Here is a 25949-nt window from a genome sequence, read left to right as displayed (position 1 = left end):
ACCGGATCGTCATTCCTTCACCGCGCCGGCGGTCAGCCCGGCGACGATGTACTTCTGAAGGAAGACGTAGACGATCAGCACCGGCAGGGTGCCGACCAGGCTTGCGGCCATGACCTGGTTCCACAGGATTCGTTCGCGGCCGAAGAACTGGTACAGGCCGACCGTCAGCGGATGGAACTCGTCCTTGCCGTTGAAGGTCAGCGCGAAGAGGAACTGCTGCGCGTAGGCGGTGATGAAGGTGGTGATCGTGACCACGACGATCCCCGGCAGCGCGACCGGCAGGATCACCCGCCACAGGGTGTAGACCCGCCCCGCCCCGTCGACGTAGGCCGCTTCCTCCAGCTCCCTGGGGATACGCAGGAAGTAGCTGCGCATCAGGAAGATCCCCGTCGGCACGGTGAAGGCCGCGCCGGGCAGGATCATCGACCAGTAGGAATTGAGCAGGCCGAGCGAGAACATCAGCTTGTAGAGCGGGATGATGAGGACCGCGGCGCCGACCATGTTGATCGCGAGGAACGCGGTCAGCAGCGAGTTGCGGCCGCGGTAGTCGAAGCGCGAGAACGAGTAGGCCGCCGGAATGATGCAGATCAGCGCCAGCACCGTCACGCAGAAGGCGATGAAGAACGAGTTGAAGATGTAGCGCGCCAGCCCCGGCACCTCGGACCACATGTCGACGTAGGCGGCGAAGGTCATGTCGTCCGAGAAGAACTGGTAGGGCACCCGGAACACGCTCTCGATCGGGCGCAGCGAGACCATGAAGGCTTCGGCGAAGGGCGCGAGGATGAAGATCAGGAAGACGGCGATCGCGGCGTAGAGGCCGACCTTCTCCCACAGGGTGTACTTGTTGATCATCGCGCGTCCCTCTGGCTGCGCGCCATCAGGGCGAGGTATGCGCCCGCGAACGCGGTCAGGCAGACCAGGATCATCACCGCCCGCGCCGCGCCCTCGCCGAAGCGGAAGCGGGAGATCGCGGTCTTGTAGGTGTCGATGATCATCGTGGTGGTGGACCCGCGCGGCCCGCCCTCGGTGAGGATCCAGATGATGTCGAAGGAATTGAACGTCCAGATCGCGGAGAGGAGCGCCACCGTGAAGATCGACGGTGCGATCAGCGGCAGGGTGATCCGGCGGAAGCGGTAGAAGCGGCCGGCGCCGTCGGTCCAGGCGGCCTCGTAGAGCTCGGTCGGGATGCTCTGCATCGCGGCCAGCAGGTACAGGGCGACCAGCGGCGTGCCGACCCAGACGTCGGTGACGACGGTGGCGAGGAAGGCGGAGGTGCCGTAGGCGAGGAACTCGAACGGGCCGTCGATCAGGCCGAACCGCTGGGCGAGGCCCGAGATCATCCCGAACTGGCCGTTGTACATCCACGACCACATGAAGACGCCGATCGCGATCGGCACGATCCAGGGCGGCATGACGAGGATGCGGAAGATGGCGCGGCCGGGCAGCGCCGCGTTCAGCAGCACCGCGCCGATCACGCCCATGACGATCTTCAGCGTCACGCCGAGGAACATCCAGATGAAGGTCCGGATCATGATCTCGGCGAAGTCGTCCTCGAAGATCTCGACGTAGTTTTCGGCGCCGACGTAGCTCTCGCCGCGCAGCGAGGCGTCGGTGAAGGACAGGCGGAACGTCTCGATCAGCGGCCAGGCGACGATGACGAGGGTCAGGAGCGCGGCGGGGATCAGCAGCAGATAGGGAAACCAGTCGATCCGCCGTGGCGCGGCGACGACCGCCGGCGCGGCCGCCGCGGTCGCCGGGGCGGCCGAGGCCGGGTGCGAGGTCTCGACCGGACTCACGGGGTCCGCCCCAGCGCGGCGTCGAAGCGTTGCCAGACCTCGGCGAGGTCGACCACCCGCCCCTCGGTCCGCGCCTGATCCATCGCGAGCGCCGTCACGCCCGCCTCCAGCGCGTCGATCACGTCGAGCGGCAGCTCGGACATCTCGCCCTTGATGTAGGCGACGATGTCGTCGGCCATGGCGCCGTCCGCGCCGTAATGGCCGCCCGAGCTGTCCTTCACCACCTCCGCCTCGTCGATCACCGTCTCCCCGCTGTCGCTGAGCGTGACCTTGAAGAAGTTGCGGATGAAGTCGCCCTCGGCCATCCCGTCGCGCCCGATCACCGCGAAGCGGCGGAATTCGTCGGGGACGTTGAGGTTGGTGTGAAAGCACAGGTTGGCGCCGTTCTCGTACTCCACCAGCGCCGTCTGGTAGTCCACGATGTCGCCCGCGCCCGAGAAGGCGTCGTTGATCCCGCCCCAGCGCGGCGCCATGACGCCGAGGTACTGCGGCTCGCCCGCCGGGCGGTGCTGGGCGAGATACTTCTTGCGGCCGCCGAAGCTGGCCACCCGGGCCGGCCGCGCGCCCGCGACGCCCTGGTAGAGGTCGAGGTCGTGGCAGCACTTCTCGAGCATGAAGCCGCCGGAGATGGAGGTCTCCCGCCGCCAGTCCCGCATGAAGAAGCTCCCGTGGTAGGGCGCGATGTGCTCGGACGCCTCGATCGACATGATCTCGCCGAGGTGCTCCGCCTGCGCGGCGCGCAGCGCGCGGTAGAGCGGCGAGTAGCGCAGGACCATGCCGACCATCAGCCGCGCGACGCCGTCGTGCTGCGCGATGAGGCCGGCGAGCTCGATCGTCTCGTCGATGGAGATGACGACCGGCTTCTCGGCGAAGATGCGCGGCACGGGGGACTCCAGCGCGAGGCGCAGGTGATCGAGGTGCAGGTGGTTCGGCGAGCCGATCATGAGGAGGTCGAACTCGTGCGCCGCCAGCATCTCGGCCGGGTCCTCGTAAGTCGCCGGCTCGGCGCCGAGGTCGGTCAGCTGGCCCATGCGCACGTCGGACGGGTCGCACACGGCGAGGAACTGCATCTCGGGCGCCGCCTTGGCGAAATGCCCGGCGAGGTGGGCGATCCGCTGGCCGAGGCCGATGATCCCTACGCGCATGCCCGTACCTCCGTCATCGCCGCCCTGAGGGCGCGGATCGCCGCCGCGTCGGTCAGGCGCGAGGCCGGAAGGCCGATCCCCGGCGCACCGTCGTCCGCCGCCACCGCGCACGAGGCGTGCAGCGCATCGACGCCGGTCGCGAGCAGAGCCTGCGCGCTCGCTGGCGTCACGCCGCCGCCGGCCATGATCTCGATCCGGCCGGCCGCCTGCGCGACCATCGCCGCGATCAACTCCGCGCCTTCGGGCGCCGTCGGAGCCTGACCGGAGGTGAGGATGCGGTCGAGACAGAGCGACACGGCCGTCTCCACCGCCTCCAACGGGTCCGGCGTCAAGTCGATCACCCGGTGCAGCGTCACCGCCATCGGCCCCGCCGCCTCGCGCAGGCGGGCCAGGTCGTCGGCGTCGAGCGTGCCGCCCGGGCGCGCGGCGCCGATCACCACGCCGGCGAGGCCCGCACGGCGCGCCGCCTCGACGTCGGCCAGCATCGCCCGAAGATCCGCCTCGCTCAGGACGAAGCCGCCCGCCCGCGGGCGCACCATCGCGTGCGCCGGCACCTCCGCCGCGAGCGCGGCGGCGATCAGCCCGGCGGAAGGCGTGAGGCCCCCGAGGCCGAGGGCCGCGCACAGTTCGATCCGGTCGGCGCCGGCGGTCGCGGCGGTCGCGATCCCCTCGGGCGTATCGACACAGATCTCGAGCGCAGTCATACTTCCCCCACGGCGGCCGAGCTTCGTCGGGCTCAACTCTTGACGTCGATGGAGGCACGGGGCCGGCTCGAAATCAAGAAAAATGTTTGCCCAGCTAAAATCCGTGCGGCCGGATTTGTGTTTGACAAAAGTCGTCGCCCGTTTTCACCTAGGGCGACAGGGAGACGGCCGTCCGGCATGAGCGACACGCGACAGAGCGACCTTCTGGCGGCCATCGCGGACGCGCAGCCCGGCCTGTCCCCCAAGCTGCGCGCCATCGCCGCCTATTCGCTGGACGCGCCCGAACGGTTCATCCGCAACACCAGCCGCGAGATCTGCGCCGCCCTCGGCACGTCCGAGCCGACGCTGATCCGGTTCTGCCAGCTCTTCGGCTATTCCGGCCTGTCCGATTTCCGCATCGACCTGGCGCTGGCGCTGGCGAGGAAGCCGCAGCCGGGCTTCGTGGAGCCTCTGGCCCACGACCGCCGGCAGGTGAACATGGAGGCCAAGGGCCGTATCGCGGCCGCCGCCGCCGCGCTGGTGACCGAGGACCGGAGCCTGCTGATCGACAACGGCTCCACCGCCGAGCTGTTCGCGCAGGCCATCGCGAACGCGGACGAGAAGACGATCATGACGACGGGCCTGATGGTCGCGCAGCACGCGCTGGCCTCGGGCCGGCATACGGTGATGCTGACCGGCGGGCGGATTCGGCCAAACGCGCTGGCGCTGACGGGCCGGGTGGTGGAGACGGTGCTGGCCTCGATGCGGTTCGACACGTTCGTGATGGGCGCCGACAGCGTCGATCCCGAACAGGGCCTGTCGACCTTCCTCGAGGACGAGGCGCACCATACCCGCGCGATGGTCGAGGCGGCGGCGCGGGTGATCGTGCTGGCGGACCGGACCAAGTTCCTGAAACCCTCGCTGCACCGCATCTGCGGACTGGAGCGGGTGTCGATCCTCGTCACCGACCTGCCGCCGGGCGATCCGCTCGTCGGGCAGGTCCGGGCGCGCGGGGTCGAGGTGCTGCTGACACCGGCGGCGGAGGCGGCGGAATGAGACTGGACGAGACGGCGACCTGGGCGGAGATCCACGCCCAGCCGGGCATCTGGGAGGCGTGGGCGCCCGAGCTGGCGGCGCGGGCTGCGGACATCGGCGCGTGGATCGCGGCCCGAGCGCCGCGGGAGATCTGGCTCTGCGGCGCCGGAACATCGGCCTTCGTGGGCGAGATCGCCGCCGCGGGCCTGCCGGATCGCCGCCTCCGGGCGGTGGCGACGACCGACATCGTGGCCTGCCCGCAGGACTGGCTGCCGTCGGCCGGGGATGCGCTGGTCGTCCAGTTCGGCCGCTCGGGCGACTCGTCCGAAAGCGTCGGGCTGCTGGACCTGCTCGACGCGCACGCGCCGCGGGCGGACCGGCTGCACGTCACCTGCAATCCCGCCGGCGCGCTCGCGACCCGGGCGAGCGCCGGGGCCGGGCAGCTGCGCGTCCTGCTCCTGCCGGAGGAGACGCACGACGCGGGCTTCGCGATGACCTCGTCCTTCACGACGATGCTGCTGTCCGCTCTGGCCTGCCTCGGCGGGATCGACCCCGCCGCCGCCCTGCCCGCCCTCGCCGAAGAGGCGCGCGCCCTCCTCCCCGCCCTCGCCGCGCGGCCTGCGCCGCGGCCGGGGCGGGCGATCTTCCTCGGCTCCGGCGCGCTGACCGGCGCGGCGCGGGAGAGCGCGCTGAAGGTGCTGGAGCTGACGGCCGGCCGCACGATCACCCAGTGGGACAGCCCGATGGGCTTTCGCCACGGGCCGAAATCGGCGGTGGACGACGATACGGCCGTCTTCGTCCTCCTGCATCCGGGCGACCACACCCGCCGCTTCGATCACGACGTGGCGGACGAGATCGCGGCGCAGTTCCCGGACGCCTCCGTCACCACGATCGGACCCGGCGGCGACATCTCCTACCGGGGCACCGGCACCGCAGCCGCCGACGCGGTCCTCGCCGTGCTGCCGGCGCAGATCCTCGCCGCCCGCTGGTCCGCCGACCTCGGCCTGCCGGTCGACGACCCGTTCCAGGGCCGCAACCTCTCCCGCGTCGTCTCGGGCGTGACGCTGCATCCGTGGGCGCCATGACCTGCGGCGGAATCGACCTCGGCGGCACCAAGATCGAGGCGCGCCTGTTCGAGGGCGCGGGCGCCGAGACGGTCGAGGTGCGGCGCATCCCCACCCCCTTGGGCAGTTTCGAGGAGATGATCGGCGGCATCGCCGAGCAGGTCCGCTGGCTGACCGAGGTCGGCGGCGAGGGCCTGCCGATCGGCCTGTCGGTGCCGGGGATCGTGGACCCGGTGACCGGCATCGGCTTTGCCTCCAACGTGCCGACGACGGGCCGCGCCATCGCGCCGGCGGTGACCGAGGCGACCGGGCGCATTCTGCCGGTGGTCAACGACTGCATGGCCTTCGCCTATTCCGAGGCGCATGGCGGCGCCGGCGACGCCTTCCGCAGCGTCTTCGGCCTCGTCCTCGGCACCGGGGTCGGTGCCGGCTTCTGCCTCGAAGGTCGGTTGCCGCACCGCCATGCGGGCCTGGCGGTGGAGGTGGGGCACGTGGGCGTCTCGGCGCGGGCGCTGGAGCGGCACGGCCTGCCGCTCTTCCGCTGCGGCTGCGGCAAGCTCGGCTGCGTGGAGAATTACGTCTCGGGCACCGGCGTCGCGAACCTTGCGGAGTGGAAGATGGGCCGGCGCCTGCACGCGCCGGAGCTGGCGGCGTCGGACGACCCGGCGGCGCGCGAGGTGATGGACATCTGGGCCGACGTCGCGGGCGACGTGCTGAACGCGATCCAGCTGATGCTGGACCCCGACTGCATCGCCCTCGGCGGCGGCCTGTCCAACCTGCCGGGCGTGGCGGAGACGCTGACCGAAAGCCTGTCGCGCCAGCGCTTGGGGCAGGAGCGGGTGCCGCTGATCGTCCGGGCGCAGCACGGCGACAGCTCGGGCGCGCGCGGCGCGGCGCTGCTGGCGGTGGCGTCGTGAGGGACGGGCTGATCCGGCCGGTCGGCCTGTGGACCGGCGGGCGCCTGCTGGAGCGGCGGGAGGTCGTGGTCGAGCGCGGCCGCGTCGCCGAGGTCCGCGATGTCACGCGCGCCGCGGCGGACCTGTCGCCGGTCCTGCTGGCGCCCGCCCTGACCGACCTGCAGGTGAACGGCGGCGGCGGCGTGATGCTGAACTCCGACCCGACGCCGGAGGGCCTCGCCGCAATCGTCGCCGCGCACCGGCGGCTGGGCACCGGCGGGCTGCTGGCGACGGTCATCACGGATCTGCCGGAGGTGACGGAGGCCGCGGCCGAGGCGGTCATGGCGGCCATGCCCGCCCTGCCCGGCCTCCTTGGCCTGCACATCGAGGGGCCGCACATCGCGGTGGAGCGCAAGGGCACTCACGACCCCGCCCGCATCCGCCCCCTCGACCTGCGCACGGTGGAGCTGGTGGAGCGGCTACGCGCCGCGGACGTGCCGGTGATGATCACGCTGGCGCCGGAGCTGGCGGATCCCGCACTCCTGCGCCGCCTCGCCGCCTCCGGCGCCGTCGTCTCGGCCGGCCACAGCGCGGCGACGGCGGAGGAGGCGGAGGCGGGCCTCGCGAACGGCGTCACCTGCTTCACCCACCTCTACAACGCCATGCCGCCGATGGCCTCGCGCGCGCCCGGCATCCTCGGCGCGGCGCTGGTCTCGGACGCCTACGCCGGGATCATCGTCGACGGCATCCATTCCCGCTGGGACATGGTGAAGATCGCCCTGCGCGCCCGGCCGCGGCGGGGCCTGACCTTCGCCGTCTCGGACGCGATGGCGACGGTGGGCGGCCCGGATCATTTCACGCTCTACGGGCAGACGATCCACGTGAAGGACGGCGCGCTGGTGAACGCCGAAGGCTCGCTGGCCGGGGCGCATATCGACATGGTCGGCTCGCTCGCCAACCTCGTGCGCCACGTCGGCGTGCCGCTGGCCGAGGCGGTGGCGATGTGCACCGACGTGCCGCGCCGCGTGATCGGCCTGCCGCCGCAGGAGATCGGGCCGGGGACCGCGCTCGCGGACCTCATCGCCCTGGACGACGACCTGACGCTGATGGAGACGGCATGAGCCTGCGCCTCGAACAGAGCTGGACGCCCGGGGACGGGCACGGCGCGTTTCATCTGACGCTGGTGAATGCGGGGGGCGAGGACCTGCCGGCCGCGCGCCTGTGCTACAGCTCGCAGACGCGGCTGGCGGAGGGCGCGCGGACCGACGGCGGCCGGCTCGTGCGGACCTTTGCGAACCATGTGGAGATCGACCTCGCCGCGCCCCTGCCGGCCGGCGGGACGCTGCAGGTCGTCTGCGACGGCCTCACGCATCCGCCGAAGAACCGGACGCAGGGCGTCATGGCCGCGTGGCTGGAGCTGCCGGGCGGGGGCGTGCGGGTGCTGGAGGTTGGCGATCTCGTTCCGCCGGAGGGCACGCCGCGGGGGCCGGTGACGGATTGGCCGGAGGGGCGGATCGACGTCCCGCTCGGCCTGATGCCGTGGCCCGCCAGGGTGGAGGTGGACGGGTTCGGGTCGCCGCCCCTGCTGATCCCCCTCCACGCCGCCGCCGCGCCCGGCGCGGCGGTCGCCGCGCTGCACCGGCGGCTGTTTCCAGCCGCGCCCGCGCCGTTCGCGCTGGCCGGCCCGGGAACGGAGGTCGTCGCGGAGGCCGACCCTGCCCTGTCCGCCGAGGGTTACCGGCTGGCGTTCTCACCCGACCGGATCACGCTGGCGCATCCGGATGAAGCCGGCCTGCGGCATGGCCTGATCGCGCTGGCGCAGATGACCCATGCCGCGCGGACGGACGACCGCTTCGCCTTCCCCCAAAGCGGCACCATCGCGGACGCCCCGCGCTTCGGCTGGCGGGGCTGCCATTTCGACGTGGCGCGGAACTTCCACGGCGCGGGCACCGTCCTGCGCCTGATCGACATCCTCGCCTGGCTGCGGATGAACCGCCTGCACTGGCACCTGACCGACGACGAGGGCTGGCGCCTGCCCTCCCGCGCCTTCCAGGGCCTCGCCGACCTCGCCGGCACCCGCGCCCGCGGGACGGAGACACCGCCGCAGTACGCCGACGGCCCGGAGGGCCAGAGCGGCAGCTACACCGAGGCTGAAGTGGCGCAGATCCGCGACCACGCCGCCGCGCTCGGCATCACCGTGATGCCCGAGCTCGACATTCCCGGCCACGTGACCGCTCTCCTCCACGCGATCCCCGGCCTGACCGACCCGGACGAGCCGGCGGGCAGCTACCACTCGATCCAGGGCTACCCCAACAACGCCCTGAACCCCGCCCTGCCCCGCACCTACGAGGTGGTGGAGACGCTGCTGCGCGAGGCGGCGGAGCTGTTCCCCGGCGCACCCCTGCATGTCGGCAGCGACGAGGTGGACCACCACTCGTGGCAGGCGTCGCCGGCCGCGCTGGCGCTGGCGGCGCGCGAGGGACTGAGCGGCGCGGCCGAGCTGCAGGCGCATTTCCTGCGCAAGGTGCAGGGAATGGTCCGCGACCTCGGCCGCGGGATGGGCGCCTGGGACGAGGCGGCGGACGGGGGCGGCGTGGATCCGGACGGCACGCTGCTGTTCGCGTGGCGCAGCAAGGAGAAGACGGCGGAGCTGATCGCCGCCGGCTACGACGTGGTCGCGACGCCGGGGCAGGCCTACTACCTCGACATGGCGACGGGCGCCGGGTGGGACGCGCCCGGCGCGACCTGGGCGGGCATCGTGCCGCCCGAGGCGGCCTATGCCTACGATCCGGCGGAGGGGCTGCCGGACGGGCCGGGCAGGCTGGTCGGCGTGCAGGCCTGCATCTGGACCGAGCACCTGAACTCCGTCGCACGGCTGAACGAGATGGTCTTCCCGCGCCTGGCGCTGATCGCCGAGGCGGCCTGGACGCCGGCCGACGCCAGGGACTGGCCCCGTGCCGCCGCGCTGTCCCGGCTGGTGCCGACGCTATGAAGCGGGTCGCGATCGGCGGGCTGCATACCGAGTGCTCCAGCTACTCGCCGCTGCAGCAGACCGCCGCCGACTTCACCCGCACCGAGGGCGACGCTCTTGTCGCAATGGCTCCGGTCGACTTCGCCGCGCTCGGGATCGCGCCGGTGCCGTTGTTCCACGACCGCTCCGTCCCCGGCGGGCCCGTGGCGGCGGAGGTGTTCGCGGCGCAGCGGACGGAGTTCATGGCGCGACTGAAGGCTGCGCTCCCGCTGGATGGCGTGCTGCTGCTGATGCACGGGGCGATGTTCGTGCCCGGGACCGACGATCCGGAGGGGGAGTTCATCGCCGAGGTCCGCGCCATCGTCGGGCCGGACGCGGTGATCGCGGGCGCGTTCGACCTGCACGGGCAGGTGACGCAAGACATCGTGGACGCGCTCGACATCTTCGCGGCTTACCGGACGGCCCCTCACGTGGACGTCCCCGAGACGCGGGCGCGGGCCGCGCGGATGCTGGCGGCGGCGCTGGCGGGCGGACCACGCCCTTCCGTGCACTGGCGGCCCGTGCCGCTGCTGGTGCCGGGCGAGATGTCGTCCACCTTCGTCGAGCCGTGCGCCGCGCTCTACGCCGCGCTGCCGGAGTACGACGCGCGGGAGGGCGTCGAGGATGCGAACCTGATGATCGGCTACGTCTGGGCCGACAGCCCCCGCGCCACCGCCGCCGCGGTGGTGACCGCGACCAACCCCGCCGCGGGCGAGCGGGCGGCGGAGGAGATCGCTAAGGCCTACTGGGACGCGCGCGACCGGCTCGCCTTCGACATGGACGCCGCCCCGTTGGCCGAGGGGCTGGACGCCGCGCAGGCCCCCGCGATCCTCGCCGACAGCGGCGACAATCCCACCGCCGGCGGCGTCGGCGACCGGGCGGACGTGCTGGAGGCGGTGCTGGCCCGCGGGCTGGAGGCGACCTTCGCGGGCATCGCCGACCCGGCCGCCGTGGCCGCGCTGGAGCAGGGCGCGCGGGAGGTGGAGGTCGGCGGCAGCCTCGGCGGCGGCGGGCCGCGGGTGCGGCTGTCGGTGGACTCGGTGACGCTCGCGGCCGACTGCGCGGTGGTCACCAGCGGGTCCGCGACCGTCGTGCTGACCCGGCGGCGCCGACCGTTCCACGACCTGAAGGATTTCGAGGCGCTGGGGATCGACCTCGGCGCCGTCCCGCTCCTCGTCGTCAAGTCCGGCTACCTGTCACCGGACCTCCGCGCCCTGCCCCGCCGGCAGGTGATGGCGCTGACCGACGGCGCAGTCAGCCAGGATCTGCAGCGGCTGGAGAACCTGCATCGCCCGCGGCCGACCTGGCCGTTCCAGCGGTGACGCTGCAGAACCGGGTCCAACCCGACGGCGCGATCCTCGCGCACCCGGCGCGGGGCGCCTTCATGGGCAACCGCGGCATCCTGCACGACGATCAGCAGCGGCTCGGCGCCGCCAGATGGCGGAACAGGACCTGGGTCTGCTGCGTGCTGGACTTCAAGGGACGGCAGCGGCCGGTGATGGCGCCGGGGCGCTACACCGAGCTGTTCTTCCACGACGAGGCGGTCGCGCTCGCCGCCGGGCACCGCCCATGCGCCGAGTGCCGGCGGGCGGACTACGAGCGCTTCCGCGACGCGTGGGCGACGGCGTTCGGCAGCCGGCCGGCAGCGACGGAAATGGACGCGACCCTTCACGCGGCCCGGGCCCAGCCCGGCGGGCGACGCCTGCGGCGGCACGAGGCGGACGCGGAGGTGCTACCGGACGGGACCTTCGTGGACGCCGGGAACGGACCGGGGCTGTTGTGGGACGGGGCGCTGTGGCCGTTCGGGCCGGACGGCTACCGGGCGGCGCGGCCGCGACTGGCCGGAGGGATCACGTGCCTCACGCCGCCGCCGACGGTCCGGGCGATGGCGGCCGGATATCGTCCGCAGGTGCGCCTGGACCGGGTCGCGTGATGGGCCCCGACAGGAAGACGGCCGCGGCTTTGAGCGGGCGCATCGGCGAGGAAGGACTTCTGCCCTTTCCCAACTGATGGGAAGGAGCGCGGAAGATGCCCCGCGACCCTCTCATCCGATCGGCGCTCGTCAGGACACCAGCTTGGCGTCCAGCGTCACCTCGCAGTTCAGGAGCTTTGACACCGGGCAGCCGGTCTTGGTCGCCTGCGCGGCCTTGTCGAACTGCTCCTGGCTCGCGCCCGGCACCTTGGCCGTGACCTCGAGGTGCGCTCGGGTGATCTTGAAGCCGCCCTGCGGATCCTCCTCCAGCGAGATCGTCGACTTCGCGTCGATGTCGTCCGCCGTCAGCCCGTCCTCTCCGAGGTTCAGCGACAGCGCCATGGCGTAGCAGGCGGCATGGGCTGCGCCGATCAGCTCCTCGGGGTTGCTGCCGCGGACGCCCTCGAACCGCTGCTTGAAGCCGTAGGGCTGGTCGGTCAGCGCGCCGGTCTCGGTCGAGACCTTGCCCTGCCCTTCCTTCAGCGGACCGGTCCAGTGTGCGGTGCCGTACTTCTTGATGGCCATGTCGGTCTCCTTCTGACAGCGATCACCCGCCAACGCCCGCCGGGACGGGGCGTTCCGGTGCCGAGTTCCTTGACCGCTGGGCAGAATGTGCCTATCTCGGCGCATCCTAACGCGCGCCCGGCAATCCGGCCCGGCGCAGGCCGCGCAAAGTGGGCGGCCATTTCCCAGAGCCGCGACACAAGCGCAAGAGGCCAGATGACCCAATTCTCCGACCTGAACCTCGATCCGAAGGTTCTTCAAGCCGTCTCCGAAGCCGGCTACCAGGTGCCCACGCCGATCCAGGCCGGCGCCATCCCCCACGCCTTGCAGGGCCGCGACGTCCTCGGCATCGCGCAGACCGGCACGGGCAAGACGGCGTCCTTCACGCTGCCGATGATCACGCTGCTGCAGAAGGGACGCGCCCGCGCCCGGATGCCCCGCAGCCTCGTCCTGTGCCCCACGCGCGAGCTGGCGGCGCAGGTGGCCGAGAACTTCGACACCTACTCCAAGCACACCAAGCTGACCAAGGCGCTGCTGATCGGCGGCGTCTCGTTCAAGGAGCAGGACCTGCTGATCGATCGCGGCGTCGATGTGCTGATCGCCACCCCGGGCCGCCTCCTCGACCATTTCGAGCGCGGCAAGCTGCTGCTGACCGGCGTGCAGATCATGGTGGTGGACGAGGCGGACCGCATGCTCGACATGGGGTTCATCCCCGACATCGAGCGCATCTTCAAGCTGACGCCCTTCACCCGGCAGACGCTGTTCTTCAGCGCCACCATGGCGCCCGAGATCGAGCGGATCACCAACGAGTTCCTGCACACGCCCGAGAAGATCGAGGTCGCCCGCCAGGCGACCGCGTCCGAGACGATCGAGCAGGGCGTCGTGATGTTCCGCGGCAGCCGCCGCGACCGCGAGGCGTCGGAGAAGCGGGCGCTGCTGCGCGCGCTGATCGAGGGCGAGGGCGAGACGCTGACCAACGCCATCGTCTTCTGCAACCGCAAGATCGACGTCGATATCGTCGCCAAGTCGCTGAAGAAGAACGGCTACGACGCCGAGCCGATCCACGGCGACCTCGACCAGTCGCAGCGCACGCGCACGCTCGACCGGTTCCGGGACAAGTCGCTGCGCCTGCTGGTCGCCTCCGACGTCGCGGCCCGCGGCCTCGACATTCCCGCGGTCAGCCACGTCATCAACTACGACGTCCCCAGCCACGCCGAGGACTACGTCCACCGGATCGGCCGCACCGGCCGCGCCGGGCGCCAGGGCAAGGCGATGATGATCTGCGCCCCGCGGGACGAGAAGTATTTCGACGCCGTCGAGAAGCTGATCCAGAAGGCGATTCCCCGGATCGAGAACCCGCTGGGCACCGCTCCCGCCCCGGCGGAGGACGAGGACGAGGCGCCTCGCGAGGAGAAGCGCAGCCCCCGGAGCCGGAGCCGCCGCGGCGGCCGGACTTCCGACGACCGGCGCGAGCCGGCGCCAGAGATCGCGGAGGCGGCGCCGACGCCCGCCCCCGAGCCGACCCCGGCCCCCACCGCGACCGAAACGCGCGACGAGCGGCCCACGCCCCGGCGCGAGCGCGGCGGTCGCCGCGACGACCGGCGGGGCGACCGCCGAGAGGACGCCGTCGTCGGCATGGGCGAGGACGTGCCCTCCTTCATCGCCCAGAGCTTCGCCGAGCGCGGGGCGGGCTGACCGCCCTGCCCCGACGGTCCTTCCGCCCGACTTGACGGGCGGGCGGGCGCGACCGAACCTGCCGCGCATGCGCCGTCTCGCCCTGACCCTCGTCTGCGTCCTGCTCACCGCCTGCGGCGGGACCGCCCGCAGCCAGGGCTGCACCGCCATCGTCAACGGCACCCCGGTCGAGATCGCGGACGGCGTCGTCGACGCCCCCTCGCCCGGCCTGCTCGAACGGCTGTCCACCGGCGCCCGCGAATTCGCGACGGATCCTCTGGGGCGGGAGGCGAACGCCTGCGACAGCGAGAAGGTGATCGCCTTCATGGCCGCCGTCGACGGCATGAGCGCCGAGGAGGCGGCGGGCTACTGCCTCGCCCCCGACCGCTCGGGCCGCGGCTTCTACCTCGTCCCCGGCGCCCGCGACTACCGCGGCCGCTGCGACCGCACGACGTGCGAGCGGGTGAACATGGCCGCGGCCGACGCGGTCGCGATCGCGGGGGTGCTGGAGGACCTGTCGGAGGGGACGCCCGTCGAGGGCCTCACCACCAACGACAGCGTCGCGTCGAACGCGCTGCTGGTCTCGGGCCAGAGCGGCATCCTGCGCCGGGTCCTGAACGAGGCCGCCGGCCATCTCGGCGCGCTGATCTTCTCGTCGCCGCAGGCGATCGGGGCGACGGCGGTGACGGTCCTGGCGGCGGGCGGGGCGCTGTACCTCTGCTCGGGGTGAGACCGGCAGAGGCGCGGCGCGGACTGCTGGCCTTGATCGAACCCTCCGACGGAAGGGCAGCGACTGGCCGCGGACAGACGCTCGAACCTTGCAGTCGAGCACTTTATCTCACGGCTCCCGTACGACCTTTATCGTCTCGCAGGTGGCGCGGAAGCGTCCGGCCGGGGGGCGGCCAGACGCTGCCCGGGCGGCTTGCGCCGCTGATTTTGGGCGGGAGGCAACTTTCGCAAAGAGAGGCGCCCCGGCGGATGCCCTCAAGACAGCCGAGACACCACCACCGTCACCTCCGGCTTCTTTCCGATCTCGTTCTGCGCGGTCTGCCGGGCGATGCGGCGGAGCTCCTTGTCCAGCCCCTCCTCGTCGCGCAGGGTGCCGCGCTTGGCGCGGCCGACGAACTGGCTGAGGTCCTCCTCCAGCACGTCCACCAGAGGCGCCTTGGAGCGGCCCGTCTCGGGCAGGCCCATCACCTCGCACCAGACGTCGCCGAGCGGCTCGTCCTTCTCGTCGAGGATCAGCGTGACCATCACGTGCCCGTTCAGCGACATGCGGATCCGGTCGCGGATCACGCCGTCCATCGCGCCGATGAAGACCGATCCGTCGAGGTAGGTCCGGCCGGCGTCGATGTACTCCGCCACCTGCGGCCGGTCGCCGGTGAGGTCGATCATCATGCCGTTGGTCGCGACGATCCCGGTCAGCCCGCTCTCGGCGCCGAGGCGGACATGCTCGCTGAGGTGCCGGTGCTCGCCATGCATGGGGATGAGCATCTGCGGCTGCACGATCCGGTGCATCGCCATGAGGTCGGGCCGGTTCGCGTGGCCCGAGACGTGGTAGCGGCCCGTCTCCTCGTAGATCACCGTCACGCCCTTCTCGGAGAGCTGGTTCATGACCTTGATCACGCCCCGTTCGTTGCCGGGGATGATCTTGGAGGAGAACAGGAACGTGTCGCCCTCGGACAGCTTCAGGCCGAGATAGGTCTGCTGCGCCAGCTGGGCCGAGGCGGCGCGCCGCTCGCCCTGGCTGCCGGTGACGAGAAGGCAGACGTTCTGCCGCGGCAGGTCCGCCGCCTCTTCCGGCGAGATGGTGGAGGGGAAGTCGGTGAGAAGCCCCGTCTCCTGCGCCGTCTCGACCATCCGCCGCATCGCGCGGCCGAGCAGGCAGACCGAGCGGCCGGCGGCGACGGCGGCGTCGGCCAGCGTCTTCACCCGCGCGACGTTGGAGGCGAAGGTGGTGGCGACGACCATGCCGGTGGCGTCGCGGAACAGTCCCTCGATTTCGGGCGCCAGCGTCGCCTCGGAGCGGCCCGGATTGAGCGAGAAGACGTTGGTGGAATCGCAGACCAGCGCCTTCACCCCGCCCTGCGACGCCTTCTCCCACAGCGCGCTGTCGAACGGCTCGCCGACGACCGGCGTGAGGTCGATCTTGTAGTCGCCGGTATGCAGGACACGGCCGGCGGGGCTGTCGATCACGAGGCCCGCGCTCTCGGGGATCGAGTGGCTGAGCGGCAGGAAGCCGACGCGGAACGGCCCAGCCTCCACCGTCTGCGGCCAGGGCTCCACCACGTGCAGGCCGGAGGTCGGCGCGCCGTTCTCCTCCAGCTTGCGGGCGGCGATGGAGGCGGTGAAGCGGCGGGCGTGGATCGGCGCGCGCAGGCGGTCCCAGAGCAGGCCGACGGCGCCGACATGGTCCTCGTGCGCGTGGGTGACGAACACCGCCTCGATGCGGTCCCGCCGCTCGGCCAGCCAGGCGACATCGGCCATGATGAGGTCGACGCCCGGGGACGTGTCCATGTCGGGGAACGTGACGCCGAGGTCGACGACGATCAGCCGCTCGTGGCCCGGACGGCCGTAGCCGTAGACGTAGGCGTTCATGCCGATCTCGCCGGCGCCGCCCAGGGGCAGGTAGATGAGTCTTTCGCCGCTCATGCGGTCTCCTTGTTATGCTGATGGATGACGGTCAGGCCGTGCATCGTGAGGTCGTCCTCGATCCGGTCGAACAGGACGTCGCCCTGCGCGAACAGCGAGGCGAGGCCGCCGGTCCCGACGATCCGCATGTCGCGGTCGCGCTCGCCCCTTATGCGGTCGCAGATACCGCGGACGAGGCCGACATAGCCCCAGAAGATGCCTGACTGCATGCAGGCGACGGTGTTGGTGCCGATGACGCGCTGCGGTTTCGTGACGTCGACGTGCGGCAACGCGGCGGCGGCCTGGTGCAGCGCCTCGAGGCTGAGGTTCACGCCCGGGGCGATCACCCCGCCGACATAGGCGCCGTCGTCGTCCACCACGTCGAACGTGGTGGCGGTGCCGAAATCGACGACGACGAGGTTGCCGCCGTGGCGGTCGAAGGCGCCGGCGGTGTTCACCAGCCGGTCGGGACCGACCTGCGTGCCCTCGTCGACGCGGGGGTTCACCGGCAGGCGGCATTCGGGCTTGCCGACGACGAGCGGGCGGCAGTTGAAGTAGCGGTCGGAAAGGACGCGCAGGTTGAATACGACGCGGGGCACGGTGGACGAGATGATGACCTCGTCGATCGTCACTTCCAGCTGGTTGTGGCGCATCAGCGTCGTCAGCCAGACGAAGTACTGGTCGGCCGTGCGCTGCCACTCGGTCGAGGTGCGCCAGGTGCCGAGGAAGCGCGTGCCGTCCCAGAGCGAGAAGACGGTGTTGGTGTTGCCGCAGTCGATGCAGAGCAGCATCAGCTTCTCCTTCCGATGTCCGGTGCGGACATCGTGTCGAAAGCCCCCACGGCTTTCGGATCGAACCCCGTGCCGGAGGTCGGGGCCATCAGAAGTAGACCTCGGCCGCGGCGATGGAGCGGGGGCCCCGGGCGGTGATGAGGATCAGGTTGCCGTCCTGGTCGACGGTGTCGAAGAGGCCGCGGACCGTTTCCTTGCCGGTCCGTGCCGTGATCTCCTCGCCGAGGCGGGCGGCGTGGCGCAGCCAGTCCTCGCGGATGCGGGGGAAGCCGAACGTCTCCCACTTGCCCTCCTGCGTGGCGAAGTTCGAGGCGAGCACGGTGAGGAAGTCCTCGGGACGCACCTTCTCGCCTCCCTCGCCGGCCAGGCTGACCGGCCGGAACGCGGCGCCGTCCCCCGGTGGCGCGGAGACGAGGTTCACGCCGACGCCGATGGCGAGCCAGTCGACGTAAGGCCCCTTGCCGGAACTCTCCAGAAGGATGCCCGCCACCTTGCCGCCCGACAGCAGCACGTCGTTCGGCCATTTCAGCGCCAGCTTCGTCCGGTCGACGAAGATCGCGAGGCTCTCGAACAAGGCGTTGGCGGCGAGGAAGCTGCGCTTGGCCGCCTCGTGCGGGGTGGCCTGCGGGCGGCAGATCAGCGTGGCCGAGAAGTTGCCGCGAGGGCTGTCCCAGACCTTGCCGCGGCGGCCCCGCGCCTCGGTCTGGCGGCGGGCCATGATCCAGGTCGGCTTCTCGAGGGTGCGCACGATGCGCGCCGCCTCGGCCATCGTGCTGTCAACCTCGTCGAGGAGGACGCGGCCATAGCCCCCCGGCCACAGCCGGCGCGGAGACAGACCGTCAGTTGACAAGCGTCCCGGCCGCCGCTGCCGCGATCGGCTCGATGCCGAACAGGTTGACCACGCCGATCACCATGATCGCCGCCGACGCCACCAGGAACCCCCACAGGACGGGAGAGCCGGACGGGTCCAGCGCCTCGCGCTCTTCCCCGAAATACATCAGGTAGACGATCCGCAGGTAGTAGTAGGCGCCGATGACGCTCGCGATCATGCCGGCGATGGCGAGCCAGACGAGACCGCCGTCGATCGCCGCGCGCAGCACGTACAGCTTGCCGAAGAAGCCAACCATCGGCGGCACGCCGGCGAGGCTGAACATCAGGATCAGCAGCGCCAGCGCCTTGAGCGGCTCGCGCCGGGAATACATGTTCAGCGCGTCGATGCGGGTGACCGGGCGGCCGTCCTTCTCCATCGACAGGATGAAGGCGAAGGTGCCGATGTTCATGGTCACGTAGATCGCCATGTAGATCAGCATCGCCTGCACGCCGAACGCGGTGCCCGAGGCGAGACCCATCAGGGCGTAGCCCATGTGCGCGATGGACGAGTAGGCCATCAGGCGTTTCAGGTCGGTCTGCCCGATGGCGGCCACGCCGCCGAGGAACATCGACACGACCGACAGGAAGGCGACGATCTGCTGCCACTCCCCCACGATGCCGCCGAAGGCGTCGTGCACGACGCGGGCGAACAGGCCGATCGCGGCGACCTTGGGCGCGGTGGCGAGGAAGGCGGTGACAGGCGTCGGCGCGCCCTCGTAGACGTCGGGCGTCCACATGTGGAACGGCGCGGCCGAGACCTTGAAGGCGAAGCCGGCGATCAGGAATGCGAGGCCGAACAGCAGGCCCAGCGACGGCGTCGAGCCGACGGCGAGGATGATGCCGGTGAAGGTCGTGGTGCCGGTGTATCCGTAGGTCAGCGACGCGCCGTAGAGGAGCAGGCCCGAGGACAGGGCGCCGAGGACGAAGTACTTCAGGCCCGCCTCGGTGGATTTCGGGCTGTCGCGCCGGATCGAGGCGATCACGTAGACCGACAGCGACTGCAGCTCGAGCCCCATGTAGAGGGTCATCAGGTCGCCGGCCGAGACCATGACCATCATGCCCACCGTCGCGAGCGAGATCAGGATCGGATACTCGAACCGCAGCAGGCCGCGGCGCGCCATGTACCCCTCGCTCATCACCAGGACGGCGGCGGCGGACAGCAGGATCGTCACCTTGGCGAAGCGGGCGAACCCGTCGTCGATGAAGGTCAGGCCGAAGGCGGTGTGCACCCCGTCGCCGTTGCCGATCCAGAAGGCGAGCAGGACCATCAGGCCCGAGGTCAGCCACACCAGAAGCGGCGCCACCTTGTCCTTGCCGGTGTAGACCGCGCCGAGAAGCGCCGCCATCGCGTAGAGCGACAGCACGATCTCGGGCATGATCGTGGAGAGGTCGGCCTGGATCATCTCATTCCTCCAGTTGCGCGACCTGCGTCCGCGCGGCGTAGTCGGCCTGGGCCACCTCGACGTCGTCCACCAGCGCGGCGACGGAGGGTCCGGTCAGATCGGTGACGAGCCACGGCATCACGCCGAGGATCAGCGTCGCGGCGACGAGCGGGGCGAAGATCGCCTTCTCGCGCCCGGTGAGGTCGGTGATCGACTTCAGCGCCTCCTTGATGAGGTCGCCCATGACGACGCGGCGGTACAGCCACAGCGCGTAGGCCGCCGACAGGATCACCCCCGACGTCGCGAACAGCGCCACCCAGGTGTTCACCTGGAAGATGCCCATCAGCGTCAGGAACTCGCCCACGAACCCGCTCGTGCCGGGCAGGCCCACGTTGGCCATGGTGAAGAACAGGAAGATCAGCGCGTACATCGGCATCCGGTTCACGAGGCCGCCATAGGCGTCGATCTCGCGGGTGTGCATCCGGTCGTAGATGACGCCGACGCACAGGAACAGCGCGCCCGAGATGAAGCCGTGGGACAGCATCTGGAAGATCGCGCCGTCGACGCCCTGCTGGTTGGCCGCGAAGATGCCCATCGTGACGTAGCCCATGTGGGCGACGGACGAATAGGCGATCAGCTTCTTCATGTCCTCCTGCACCAGCGCCACGAGCGAGGTGTAGACGATGGCGATGGCGCTCAGCCAGAAGACGAGCGGCCCCAGGATCTCGGACCCGACGGGGAACATCGGCAGGCTGAAGCGGAGGAAGCCGTAGCCGCCCATCTTCAGCAGGATCGCGGCCAGCACGACCGAACCGGCGGTCGGCGCCTGCACGTGCGCGTCCGGCAGCCAGGTGTGGACCGGCCACATCGGCATCTTCACCGCGAACGAGGCAAAGAAGGCCAGCCACAGCAGCGTCTGCAGCCCGCCCGCGATGGAGAGGCCGAGGACCGTCAGCGGCTCGGACGAGAACTCCGCCTGCAGCAGCAGCTCGATGTCGGTGGTGCCGGCGGCGTAGTACATCGTCACCATCGCGACGAGCATCAGCACCGAGCCGAGGAAGGTGTAGAGGAAGAACTTGAACGCCGCGTAGATGCGGTCCTTGCCGCCCCAGATGCCGATGATGAGGAACATCGGGATCAGGCCGCCCTCGAAGAACAGGTAGAACAGGACGAGGTCGAGCGCGCAGAAGACGCCGAGCATCAGCGTTTCGAGCACCAGGAACGCGATCATGTATTCCTTGACCCGGTGCGTCACCTCCCAGCAGGCGGCGATCACGATGGGCATCAGGAACGTCGTCAGCATCACGAACAGCACGCTGATCCCGTCGACGCCCATCTTGTATTGCAGGCCCAGCAGCCACTCCCGCTCTTCCACGAACTGGAAGCCGGGGTTGGCGGGGTCGAAGCCGAACAGGATGAACAGCGACACGACGAAGGTGAACAGCGTGGTGGCGAAGGCCACCCATTTGGCGTTGCGCTGCGCGTGGGCGTCGTCGCCGCGCAGGAACAGGCCCAGGATCGCCGCCCCGACGAGCGGGATGAACGTGGTGAGCGAGAGCAGGTTGCCCATCAGTTGGCCCCCCCGAAGAGCGTGAGCCAGGTGAGGATGACGGCGATCCCGATCACCATCGCGAAGGCGTAGTGGAACAGGTAGCCCGACTGCATCCGGTTCGCCGCGCGGGTCATGAACGGGATGAAGCCCATCGCCACGCCGTTGATCGACCCGTCGATCACGTTGCCGTCGCCGCGCCGCCAGAAGAACCGTCCGAGGGCCGAGGCGGGACGGACGAAGGCCCAGCCGAAGATCTCGTCGAAGTACCACTTGTTGTAGAGGAAGCGGTGCAGCGGCGCCTGATTCTCGGCCCAGGTCTTCGGCAGCGAGGGCTGGCGGATGTAGGCCAGCCACGCGAGGCCGAGGCCGAGCAGCATGGCGACGAAGGGCGAGACCTTGACCCAGATGGGGCTCTCGTGCGCGGCGTCGATGACGTGGTTGTCGGGACCGATGTAGATGGCGCCGTCGCCCGGCGCGCCGCCGAAGGCGAAATGGTGGCCTTCGCTGTCCGGATCGTCCCCGGGCAGGTCGGTGACCGCCTCGGCCGCACCCTCGGCATCGCCTTCGGCCAGTTCCTCGGTCGCCGCGACGACGCCTTCGCCTTCGGCCTCGCCGCCCGTCTCTTCGGCGGCGGCTTCTTCATGCGCCTCGCCTGTCGCGTGCTCCTCCCCCTCGGCATGGGCCTCTTCGCCCTCGCCGTGGGCGGCCTCGGCCGCCGGGATCGAGAAGAACCGCGCGACGCGCTCGCTCTCGCCGAAGAAGGGGCCGTACCAGATCATGCCGGCGAAGATCGCGCCGAGCGCGAGGACGCCGAGCGGGGCGACCATCACCATCGGCGATTCATGGGCGTGTTCGTGCGTGTGCCGGTCGCCGCGCGGCTCGCCGAAGAAGGTCAGGAACATCAGCCGCCACGAGTAGAACGACGTGAACAGCGCCGCGATGACCAGCGCCCAGAAGGCGAACATGTTGCCGCCACCCCACGCGCTCTCGATCACGGCATCCTTGGACAGGAAGCCGGCGAAGCCGATGTGGGTGAGCGGGATGCCGACGCCGGTGATGGCCAGCGTGCCGATCAGCATGGCCCAGAACGTGTAGGGCATCTTGTGGCGCAGGCCGCCGTAGTTCCGCATGTCCTGCTCGTGGTGCATCCCGTGGATGACCGAGCCGGCGCCGAGGAACAGCATCGCCTTGAAGAAGGCGTGCGTGAACAGGTGGAACATCGCCACCGAGTAGACGCCCGAGCCGGCGGCGACGAACATGTAACCCAGCTGCGAGCAGGTGGAGTAGGCGATGACGCGCTTGATGTCGTTCTGCACCAGGCCGACCGTGGCGGCGAAGAACGCCGTGATCGCGCCGACATAGACGATCAGCATCTTGGCGTGGGGCGCAAACTCGATCAGCGGCGACATCCGGCAGACGAGGAACACGCCCGCGGTCACCATCGTGGCGGCGTGGATCAGCGCCGAGACCGGCGTCGGGCCCTCCATCGCGTCGGGCAGCCAGGTGTGCAGCGGCACCTGCGCCGACTTGCCCATCGCGCCGATGAAGAGGAGGACGGCGCACAGCTCGGCCGCGTTCCAATCGGTCCAGAGGAAGGAGACGGTGGTCTGCGCCAGCTCGGGCGAGGCGGCAAAGATCGTGTCCATGTCGATGGAGTCGACGAGGAAGAACAGGGCGAAGATGCCGAGCGCGAAGCCGAAGTCGCCGATGCGGTTCACCACGAAGGCCTTGATCGCGGCGGCGTTCGCGCTCGGCTTGCGGTAGTAGAAGCCGATCAGCAGATAGGACGCGACGCCGACCCCTTCCCAGCCGAAGAACATCTGCACGAGGTTGTCGGCCGTCACCAGCATCAGCATCGCGAAGGTGAAGAACGACAGGTAGGCGAAGAAGCGGGGGCGGTAGCTCTCGCCCTCGCGGAAGTTCTCGTCGTGGGCCATGTAGCCCATGGAATACAGGTGCACGAGCGCCGAGACGGTCGTCACCACGATCAGCATGATCGCCGTCAGCCGGTCGAGGCGGATCGCCCAGTAGGTGTCGAGAGAGCCGGACGAGATGTAGCGCAGGATCTCGATCTGCCGCGTCTCGCCGTCGAAGCCGAAGAAGACGATCCAGGACAGCAGGCACGCGAGGAACAGCAGGCCCGTCGCGACCCAGGTCGCCGCCTGCTCGCCGATCAGGCGCCACAGGAAGCCGCAGATCAGCGCGCCGATCAGGGGGGCGAAGAGGATGATCGTGGTCATTGGCGGATCAGCCCTTCATCACGTTGATGTCTTCGACGTCGATCGTCCCGCGGGTGCGGAAGAAGCAGACGAGGATGGCGAGGCCGATGGCGGCCTCGGCGGCGGCGACGGTCAGCACGAACAGGGTGAAGACCTGCCCGACCATGTCGCCGTGGAAGGACGAGAAGGCGACGAGGTTGATGTTCACGGCGAGCAGGATCAGCTCGATCGACATCAGCAGGATGATGACGTTCTTGCGGTTCAGGAACAGGCCGAAGATGCCGATGACGAAAAGCGCCGCCGCGACCGTCAGGTAATGTTCAAGTCCGATCATCCGTGTCGTCCCCCGGGCGCCGTTCCCGCGCCTCTTCAAACGTTCCGTCGTCGCCGTCAACCGCCGCCGGCGACATCGCCGAGGAAGTCGCAGGCGCAGGTGCCCATGCCGCCGCGTCCGCGGAACGTCTCGACCCCCAGCGTCTCCAGCGTGGCGGCCATCTGTTCCAGCGTGTAGGCCCTCTCGCTCTGCAGCATCGAGAAGAACGTGTCCCCGGCCACGTCGTTGTCGGCTTCGGCGATCACCCTCAGGTAGTCGCCCGTCGGGCAATGCTGCAGGACCACGCCCTCGCGCTCTCCGCTCGGGAAGGCCCACATGACGAACCCGTTCGTCACCGGCTCGACGAAGTCGGGCACGCGCGCCCCCGCAGGAGCGGCGTTCGCCGGATGCATGACGCCGCCGCCGTCGACGAAACAGGGCGGCAGCGGCTCCAGCGCGGCGGCGGGCGTGGCGAGGACGGCGAGGGAGAGCGTGGCGGTCCTCATGGATACCCCATCGCCTGGCACGCGCAGCGGCCGACGTCGCCCTGCCCCATCCGCGCCGTCGCGCCCAGCTCGGCGAGCCGCTCGCCGATCTGACGCATGGTGAAACCATCGTCCTCGAACATCAGCCGGGTGTATTCGCGGTCGACGGCGGGGATCGCGCCATCGGTCGCCATCACGACGAGATAGCCGTCGGACGGGCAATGGTGCAGCAATCGCAGCCAAGAGAGGCCGTCCTCGGTCCCGGCATCGACGAACCCGCCTTCGAAGGCGCGCAGGTGCAACCCCTCGACCTGGCCGCGCGGTTCGTAGAGCCGCCCTTGCAGATCGTCCCACAGGCAGATCTGCTGCTGCGCCGCCACCGGCTGGCCCGCGAGGGCGAGGAGGAGGAGGGCGGCGGCGCGCATCAGTCGAGGCCCGCCGCACGGCAGTCGCAGCGGCCGATGTCGCCCTGCCCCATCCGGGTGAAGCCGCCGAGCGCGCCCATCTCGTCCGCGATCTGGCGCATCGTGCAGGACTGCTCGGACGTCATCATGTCGTCGAACCGACCGAGGACGCGGTCCTCGCTCGATTCCGGCGTGATGACGATCAGGTACTGGTCGGTCGGGCAGTGGTGCAGGAACTGCATCGCCGCCCCGTCCGCATGGACGCTCGTCGCCACGAACCCGTTCGCGACCTGCTGGGGCCAGGCTTCGAGGACGTATGCCCCGGCCGGCGCCTCGCCGAAACTGTAGAAGCGCTGGCTTTCGGGATCGACCTCGCACGCCGGGGCGGGCGTCAGCGCCGCCACCGGGCCCGCGACGAGGGCAAGCGCGAAGGCGAGCGCCGCCTTCACAGCCCCTGCCCCGACTTGACGTCCCGCAGCTCCATCGCCGCCTTGGGGTCGCGCATCATCTGCGCGATCGGATCCTGCCGCTTGACGTCGGCGCGGTGGCGCAGGGTCAGGACGATGGCGCCGATCATCGCGACCAGCAGGATCAGGCCCGCCAGCTGGAACAGCAGGAAATACCGGTCGTACAGCAGCAGGCCGAGCGCGGTCGTGTTCTCGATCGCCGGATCGGCCGGCGCGGCCAGCTGCTCCTCGAAGCCCTCGGCGGTGCTCCAGACGCCGAACGCGAGGGCGAGCTGCATCAGGATGATGACGCCGATCAGCAGCGCCAGCGGCAGGTAGCGCGCCATCTCGGCCTTCAGCGCGGCGAAGTCGATGTCGAGCATCATCACCACGAACAGGAACAGCACCGCGACCGCGCCGACATAGACGATCATGAGCAGCATGGCGAGGAACTCGGCGCCCATGAGGATGAACAGGCCCGCCGAGGAGATGAAGGCGAGGATCAGCCACAGGACCGAGTGAACGGGGTTGCGCGCCAGTACGGTCATCAGACCGCCCAGCAGGACGGCGATCGCGAAGAGGTAGAAGACGACGGCGGCGACGGTCATTGGGACTTGTCCTCTTCCATGGCTTCGGTCGCGAGTTCCATCGACCTCGTCATCGCGGGCACGCCGCCGAACAGGCCGGCGAGCGCGATGGTCTCGGCGATCTCCTGCTTCGTCGCGCCGGCCTCGCGGGCGTGGCGCACGGTGAGGCGGATCTGCGCCTCGCCCTGCGCGCCGAGAATGGTGAGGCCGGTCAGGGTCAGCAGCAGCTTCGTTTTCGAATCAAGGCCTTCGGGGTTGAAGGTCTTGCCCATGAACGTCTCCATGACGTCCTTGGGCATGGTCGGCCACAGCGTCTCGAACCCCTTGGGGGTGAAGTGCTCCAGCGCCGGGTTCATCGCCCGGGCCCAGTCCTGGCCGGCCTTCATCATCGCGGCGAAGGGGTTCTGCGGTCCGTCGGTCATCGTGCTTCTCCCGTGACGGGCGGCAATTTCTGCGCAGAAATTGCCGGCAGAAACTGCGCAGTTTCTGC

26 protein-coding genes are annotated in these 25949 nt (G+C 70.3%); 9 read left to right on the top strand and 17 right to left on the bottom strand.

Features of this window, described 5'->3' with window-relative positions; genetic code table 11:
- Positions 1-9 precede the first annotated feature (9 nt).
- From A37W_RS0101320 to A37W_RS0101305, 4 genes are read right to left on the bottom strand one after another with little or no spacing between them, the layout of a single operon-like run.
- A complete protein-coding gene (locus tag A37W_RS0101320; protein ID WP_018301222.1) occupies positions 10-852 on the bottom strand; it encodes a carbohydrate ABC transporter permease in 843 nt (280 codons plus the stop codon).
- Positions 849-1796, bottom strand: coding sequence for a carbohydrate ABC transporter permease (locus A37W_RS0101315; protein WP_018301221.1), 948 nt, complete (start codon positions 1794-1796; stop codon positions 849-851). Before A37W_RS0101315 ends, A37W_RS0101320 begins: the two co-directional genes overlap by 4 nt.
- Positions 1793-2941: a Gfo/Idh/MocA family protein gene (locus tag A37W_RS0101310; RefSeq protein WP_018301220.1), complete on the bottom strand. Its 1149-nt coding sequence runs from the start codon at positions 2939-2941 to the stop codon at positions 1793-1795. The genes A37W_RS0101315 and A37W_RS0101310 overlap by 4 nt, the downstream gene beginning before the upstream one ends.
- Entirely contained in the window at positions 2932-3645 is a 714-nt protein-coding gene (locus A37W_RS0101305) for a copper homeostasis protein CutC (protein WP_018301219.1), read from the bottom strand. The genes A37W_RS0101310 and A37W_RS0101305 overlap by 10 nt, the downstream gene beginning before the upstream one ends.
- A 177-nt stretch (positions 3646-3822) precedes the next feature.
- On the opposite strand from A37W_RS0101305, the gene A37W_RS0101300 reads away from it, so the two are divergent.
- From A37W_RS0101300 to A37W_RS0101270, 7 genes are read left to right on the top strand one after another with little or no spacing between them, the layout of a single operon-like run.
- Positions 3823-4680, top strand: a complete 858-nt coding sequence (locus tag A37W_RS0101300) for a hypothetical protein (RefSeq protein WP_018301218.1) — start codon at positions 3823-3825, stop codon at positions 4678-4680.
- Positions 4677-5744 carry an AgaS family sugar isomerase gene (locus tag A37W_RS0101295; RefSeq protein ID WP_018301217.1) on the top strand — a complete coding sequence of 356 codons (1068 nt, stop codon included), beginning with the start codon at positions 4677-4679 and terminating at the stop codon, positions 5742-5744. The genes A37W_RS0101300 and A37W_RS0101295 overlap by 4 nt, the downstream gene beginning before the upstream one ends.
- Entirely contained in the window at positions 5741-6640 is a 900-nt protein-coding gene (locus A37W_RS0101290; RefSeq protein ID WP_026198221.1) for an ROK family protein, read from the top strand. Before A37W_RS0101295 ends, A37W_RS0101290 begins: the two co-directional genes overlap by 4 nt.
- Positions 6637-7740, top strand: a complete 1104-nt coding sequence (locus A37W_RS0101285) for an N-acetylglucosamine-6-phosphate deacetylase (protein ID WP_018301215.1) — start codon at positions 6637-6639, stop codon at positions 7738-7740. Before A37W_RS0101290 ends, A37W_RS0101285 begins: the two co-directional genes overlap by 4 nt.
- Positions 7737-9611, top strand: coding sequence for a beta-N-acetylhexosaminidase (locus A37W_RS0101280; protein WP_018301214.1), 1875 nt, complete (start codon positions 7737-7739; stop codon positions 9609-9611). The genes A37W_RS0101285 and A37W_RS0101280 overlap by 4 nt, the downstream gene beginning before the upstream one ends.
- Positions 9608-10951: a M81 family metallopeptidase gene (locus A37W_RS20650; protein WP_018301213.1), complete on the top strand. Its 1344-nt coding sequence runs from the start codon at positions 9608-9610 to the stop codon at positions 10949-10951. Before A37W_RS0101280 ends, A37W_RS20650 begins: the two co-directional genes overlap by 4 nt.
- A complete protein-coding gene (locus A37W_RS0101270) occupies positions 10948-11562 on the top strand; it encodes a hypothetical protein (protein WP_018301212.1) in 615 nt (204 codons plus the stop codon). Before A37W_RS20650 ends, A37W_RS0101270 begins: the two co-directional genes overlap by 4 nt.
- A gap of 129 nt (positions 11563-11691) precedes the next feature.
- On the opposite strand, the gene A37W_RS0101265 is transcribed toward A37W_RS0101270, so the two are convergent.
- On the bottom strand, positions 11692-12126 hold the full coding sequence (locus tag A37W_RS0101265; RefSeq protein ID WP_018301211.1) for an OsmC family peroxiredoxin: 435 nt from the start codon (positions 12124-12126) through the stop codon (positions 11692-11694).
- A gap of 195 nt (positions 12127-12321) precedes the next feature.
- Here A37W_RS0101265 and A37W_RS0101260 point away from each other — a divergent pair, with 195 nt between their 5' ends.
- Positions 12322-13800, top strand: coding sequence for a DEAD/DEAH box helicase (locus tag A37W_RS0101260; protein ID WP_018301210.1), 1479 nt, complete (start codon positions 12322-12324; stop codon positions 13798-13800).
- A gap of 67 nt (positions 13801-13867) precedes the next feature.
- Entirely contained in the window at positions 13868-14509 is a 642-nt protein-coding gene (locus tag A37W_RS0101255; protein WP_018301209.1) for a hypothetical protein, read from the top strand.
- A gap of 254 nt (positions 14510-14763) precedes the next feature.
- On the opposite strand, the gene A37W_RS0101250 is transcribed toward A37W_RS0101255, so the two are convergent.
- The 12 genes from A37W_RS0101250 to A37W_RS0101195 all read right to left on the bottom strand — a co-directional run bounded on the left by A37W_RS0101250 (position 14764) and on the right by A37W_RS0101195 (position 25881).
- Positions 14764-16431: a ribonuclease J gene (locus A37W_RS0101250; protein WP_018301208.1), complete on the bottom strand. Its 1668-nt coding sequence runs from the start codon at positions 16429-16431 to the stop codon at positions 14764-14766.
- Positions 16428-17201 carry a type III pantothenate kinase gene (locus A37W_RS0101245; protein ID WP_018301207.1) on the bottom strand — a complete coding sequence of 258 codons (774 nt, stop codon included), beginning with the start codon at positions 17199-17201 and terminating at the stop codon, positions 16428-16430. The genes A37W_RS0101250 and A37W_RS0101245 overlap by 4 nt, the downstream gene beginning before the upstream one ends.
- Before the next feature lie 88 nt (positions 17202-17289).
- Positions 17290-18021, bottom strand: a complete 732-nt coding sequence (locus A37W_RS0101240; RefSeq protein ID WP_373286043.1) for a biotin--[acetyl-CoA-carboxylase] ligase — start codon at positions 18019-18021, stop codon at positions 17290-17292.
- A 19-nt stretch (positions 18022-18040) separates the two neighbouring features.
- Positions 18041-19474: an NADH-quinone oxidoreductase subunit NuoN gene (gene nuoN, locus A37W_RS0101235; protein ID WP_018301205.1), complete on the bottom strand. Its 1434-nt coding sequence runs from the start codon at positions 19472-19474 to the stop codon at positions 18041-18043.
- A 1-nt stretch (position 19475) separates the two neighbouring features.
- A complete protein-coding gene (locus A37W_RS0101230; RefSeq protein ID WP_018301204.1) occupies positions 19476-21023 on the bottom strand; it encodes an NADH-quinone oxidoreductase subunit M in 1548 nt (515 codons plus the stop codon).
- On the bottom strand, positions 21023-23245 hold the full coding sequence (nuoL, locus tag A37W_RS0101225; RefSeq protein ID WP_018301203.1) for an NADH-quinone oxidoreductase subunit L: 2223 nt from the start codon (positions 23243-23245) through the stop codon (positions 21023-21025). Before nuoL ends, A37W_RS0101230 begins: the two co-directional genes overlap by 1 nt.
- A 7-nt stretch (positions 23246-23252) precedes the next feature.
- Positions 23253-23558, bottom strand: a complete 306-nt coding sequence (gene nuoK, locus A37W_RS0101220; RefSeq protein WP_018301202.1) for an NADH-quinone oxidoreductase subunit NuoK — start codon at positions 23556-23558, stop codon at positions 23253-23255.
- 56 nt (positions 23559-23614) lie between these two features.
- Positions 23615-24043 (bottom strand): hypothetical protein, encoded by a 429-nt coding sequence (locus A37W_RS0101215; protein WP_018301201.1) that lies wholly within the window; start codon positions 24041-24043, stop codon positions 23615-23617.
- Positions 24040-24447: a hypothetical protein gene (locus tag A37W_RS0101210; RefSeq protein ID WP_018301200.1), complete on the bottom strand. Its 408-nt coding sequence runs from the start codon at positions 24445-24447 to the stop codon at positions 24040-24042. The genes A37W_RS0101215 and A37W_RS0101210 overlap by 4 nt, the downstream gene beginning before the upstream one ends.
- Positions 24447-24875, bottom strand: coding sequence for a hypothetical protein (locus A37W_RS0101205; RefSeq protein ID WP_018301199.1), 429 nt, complete (start codon positions 24873-24875; stop codon positions 24447-24449). Before A37W_RS0101205 ends, A37W_RS0101210 begins: the two co-directional genes overlap by 1 nt.
- A complete protein-coding gene (locus tag A37W_RS0101200; RefSeq protein WP_018301198.1) occupies positions 24872-25480 on the bottom strand; it encodes an NADH-quinone oxidoreductase subunit J in 609 nt (202 codons plus the stop codon). Before A37W_RS0101200 ends, A37W_RS0101205 begins: the two co-directional genes overlap by 4 nt.
- The gene (locus tag A37W_RS0101195; protein WP_018301197.1) at positions 25477-25881 is read right to left on the bottom strand and encodes a carboxymuconolactone decarboxylase family protein; all 405 of its coding nucleotides are present in this window, start codon (positions 25879-25881) and stop codon (positions 25477-25479) included. Before A37W_RS0101195 ends, A37W_RS0101200 begins: the two co-directional genes overlap by 4 nt.
- Positions 25882-25949: the final 68 nt, after the last annotated feature.

It is taken from the genome of Wenxinia marina DSM 24838, from assembly GCF_000379485.1.
Classification (GTDB): Bacteria; Pseudomonadota; Alphaproteobacteria; order Rhodobacterales; family Rhodobacteraceae; genus Wenxinia; species Wenxinia marina.
Note: the sequence above shows the minus strand (reverse complement) of the source record. Positions and strands in the feature narration are given on the sequence as shown.

Excerpts from the sequence above, each read along its gene's own strand:
- A37W_RS20650 (WP_018301213.1), top strand. The coding sequence starts at position 9,608 with ATGAAGCGGGTCGCGATCGGCGGGCTGCATACCGAGTGCTCCAGCTAC.
- A37W_RS0101250 (WP_018301208.1), bottom strand. The coding sequence starts at position 16,431 with ATGAGCGGCGAAAGACTCATCTACCTGCCCCTGGGCGGCGCCGGCGAG.
- A37W_RS0101200 (WP_018301198.1), bottom strand. The coding sequence starts at position 25,480 with ATGACCGTCGCCGCCGTCGTCTTCTACCTCTTCGCGATCGCCGTCCTG.
- A37W_RS0101310 (WP_018301220.1), bottom strand. The coding sequence starts at position 2,941 with ATGCGCGTAGGGATCATCGGCCTCGGCCAGCGGATCGCCCACCTCGCC.
- A37W_RS0101210 (WP_018301200.1), bottom strand. The coding sequence starts at position 24,447 with ATGCGCGCCGCCGCCCTCCTCCTCCTCGCCCTCGCGGGCCAGCCGGTG.
- A37W_RS0101230 (WP_018301204.1), bottom strand. The coding sequence starts at position 21,023 with ATGGGCAACCTGCTCTCGCTCACCACGTTCATCCCGCTCGTCGGGGCG.
- nuoL (WP_018301203.1), bottom strand. The coding sequence starts at position 23,245 with ATGACCACGATCATCCTCTTCGCCCCCCTGATCGGCGCGCTGATCTGC.
- A37W_RS0101300 (WP_018301218.1), top strand. The coding sequence starts at position 3,823 with ATGAGCGACACGCGACAGAGCGACCTTCTGGCGGCCATCGCGGACGCG.
- A37W_RS0101280 (WP_018301214.1), top strand. The coding sequence starts at position 7,737 with ATGAGCCTGCGCCTCGAACAGAGCTGGACGCCCGGGGACGGGCACGGC.
- A37W_RS0101255 (WP_018301209.1), top strand. The coding sequence starts at position 13,868 with ATGCGCCGTCTCGCCCTGACCCTCGTCTGCGTCCTGCTCACCGCCTGC.
- nuoK (WP_018301202.1), bottom strand. The coding sequence starts at position 23,558 with ATGATCGGACTTGAACATTACCTGACGGTCGCGGCGGCGCTTTTCGTC.
- A37W_RS0101290 (WP_026198221.1), top strand. The coding sequence starts at position 5,741 with ATGACCTGCGGCGGAATCGACCTCGGCGGCACCAAGATCGAGGCGCGC.
- A37W_RS0101195 (WP_018301197.1), bottom strand. The coding sequence starts at position 25,881 with ATGACCGACGGACCGCAGAACCCCTTCGCCGCGATGATGAAGGCCGGC.
- A37W_RS0101305 (WP_018301219.1), bottom strand. The coding sequence starts at position 3,645 with ATGACTGCGCTCGAGATCTGTGTCGATACGCCCGAGGGGATCGCGACC.
- A37W_RS0101320 (WP_018301222.1), bottom strand. The coding sequence starts at position 852 with ATGATCAACAAGTACACCCTGTGGGAGAAGGTCGGCCTCTACGCCGCG.
- nuoN (WP_018301205.1), bottom strand. The coding sequence starts at position 19,474 with ATGATCCAGGCCGACCTCTCCACGATCATGCCCGAGATCGTGCTGTCG.
- A37W_RS0101245 (WP_018301207.1), bottom strand. The coding sequence starts at position 17,201 with ATGCTGCTCTGCATCGACTGCGGCAACACCAACACCGTCTTCTCGCTC.
- A37W_RS0101265 (WP_018301211.1), bottom strand. The coding sequence starts at position 12,126 with ATGGCCATCAAGAAGTACGGCACCGCACACTGGACCGGTCCGCTGAAG.
- A37W_RS0101295 (WP_018301217.1), top strand. The coding sequence starts at position 4,677 with ATGAGACTGGACGAGACGGCGACCTGGGCGGAGATCCACGCCCAGCCG.
- A37W_RS0101260 (WP_018301210.1), top strand. The coding sequence starts at position 12,322 with ATGACCCAATTCTCCGACCTGAACCTCGATCCGAAGGTTCTTCAAGCC.
- A37W_RS0101215 (WP_018301201.1), bottom strand. The coding sequence starts at position 24,043 with ATGAGGACCGCCACGCTCTCCCTCGCCGTCCTCGCCACGCCCGCCGCC.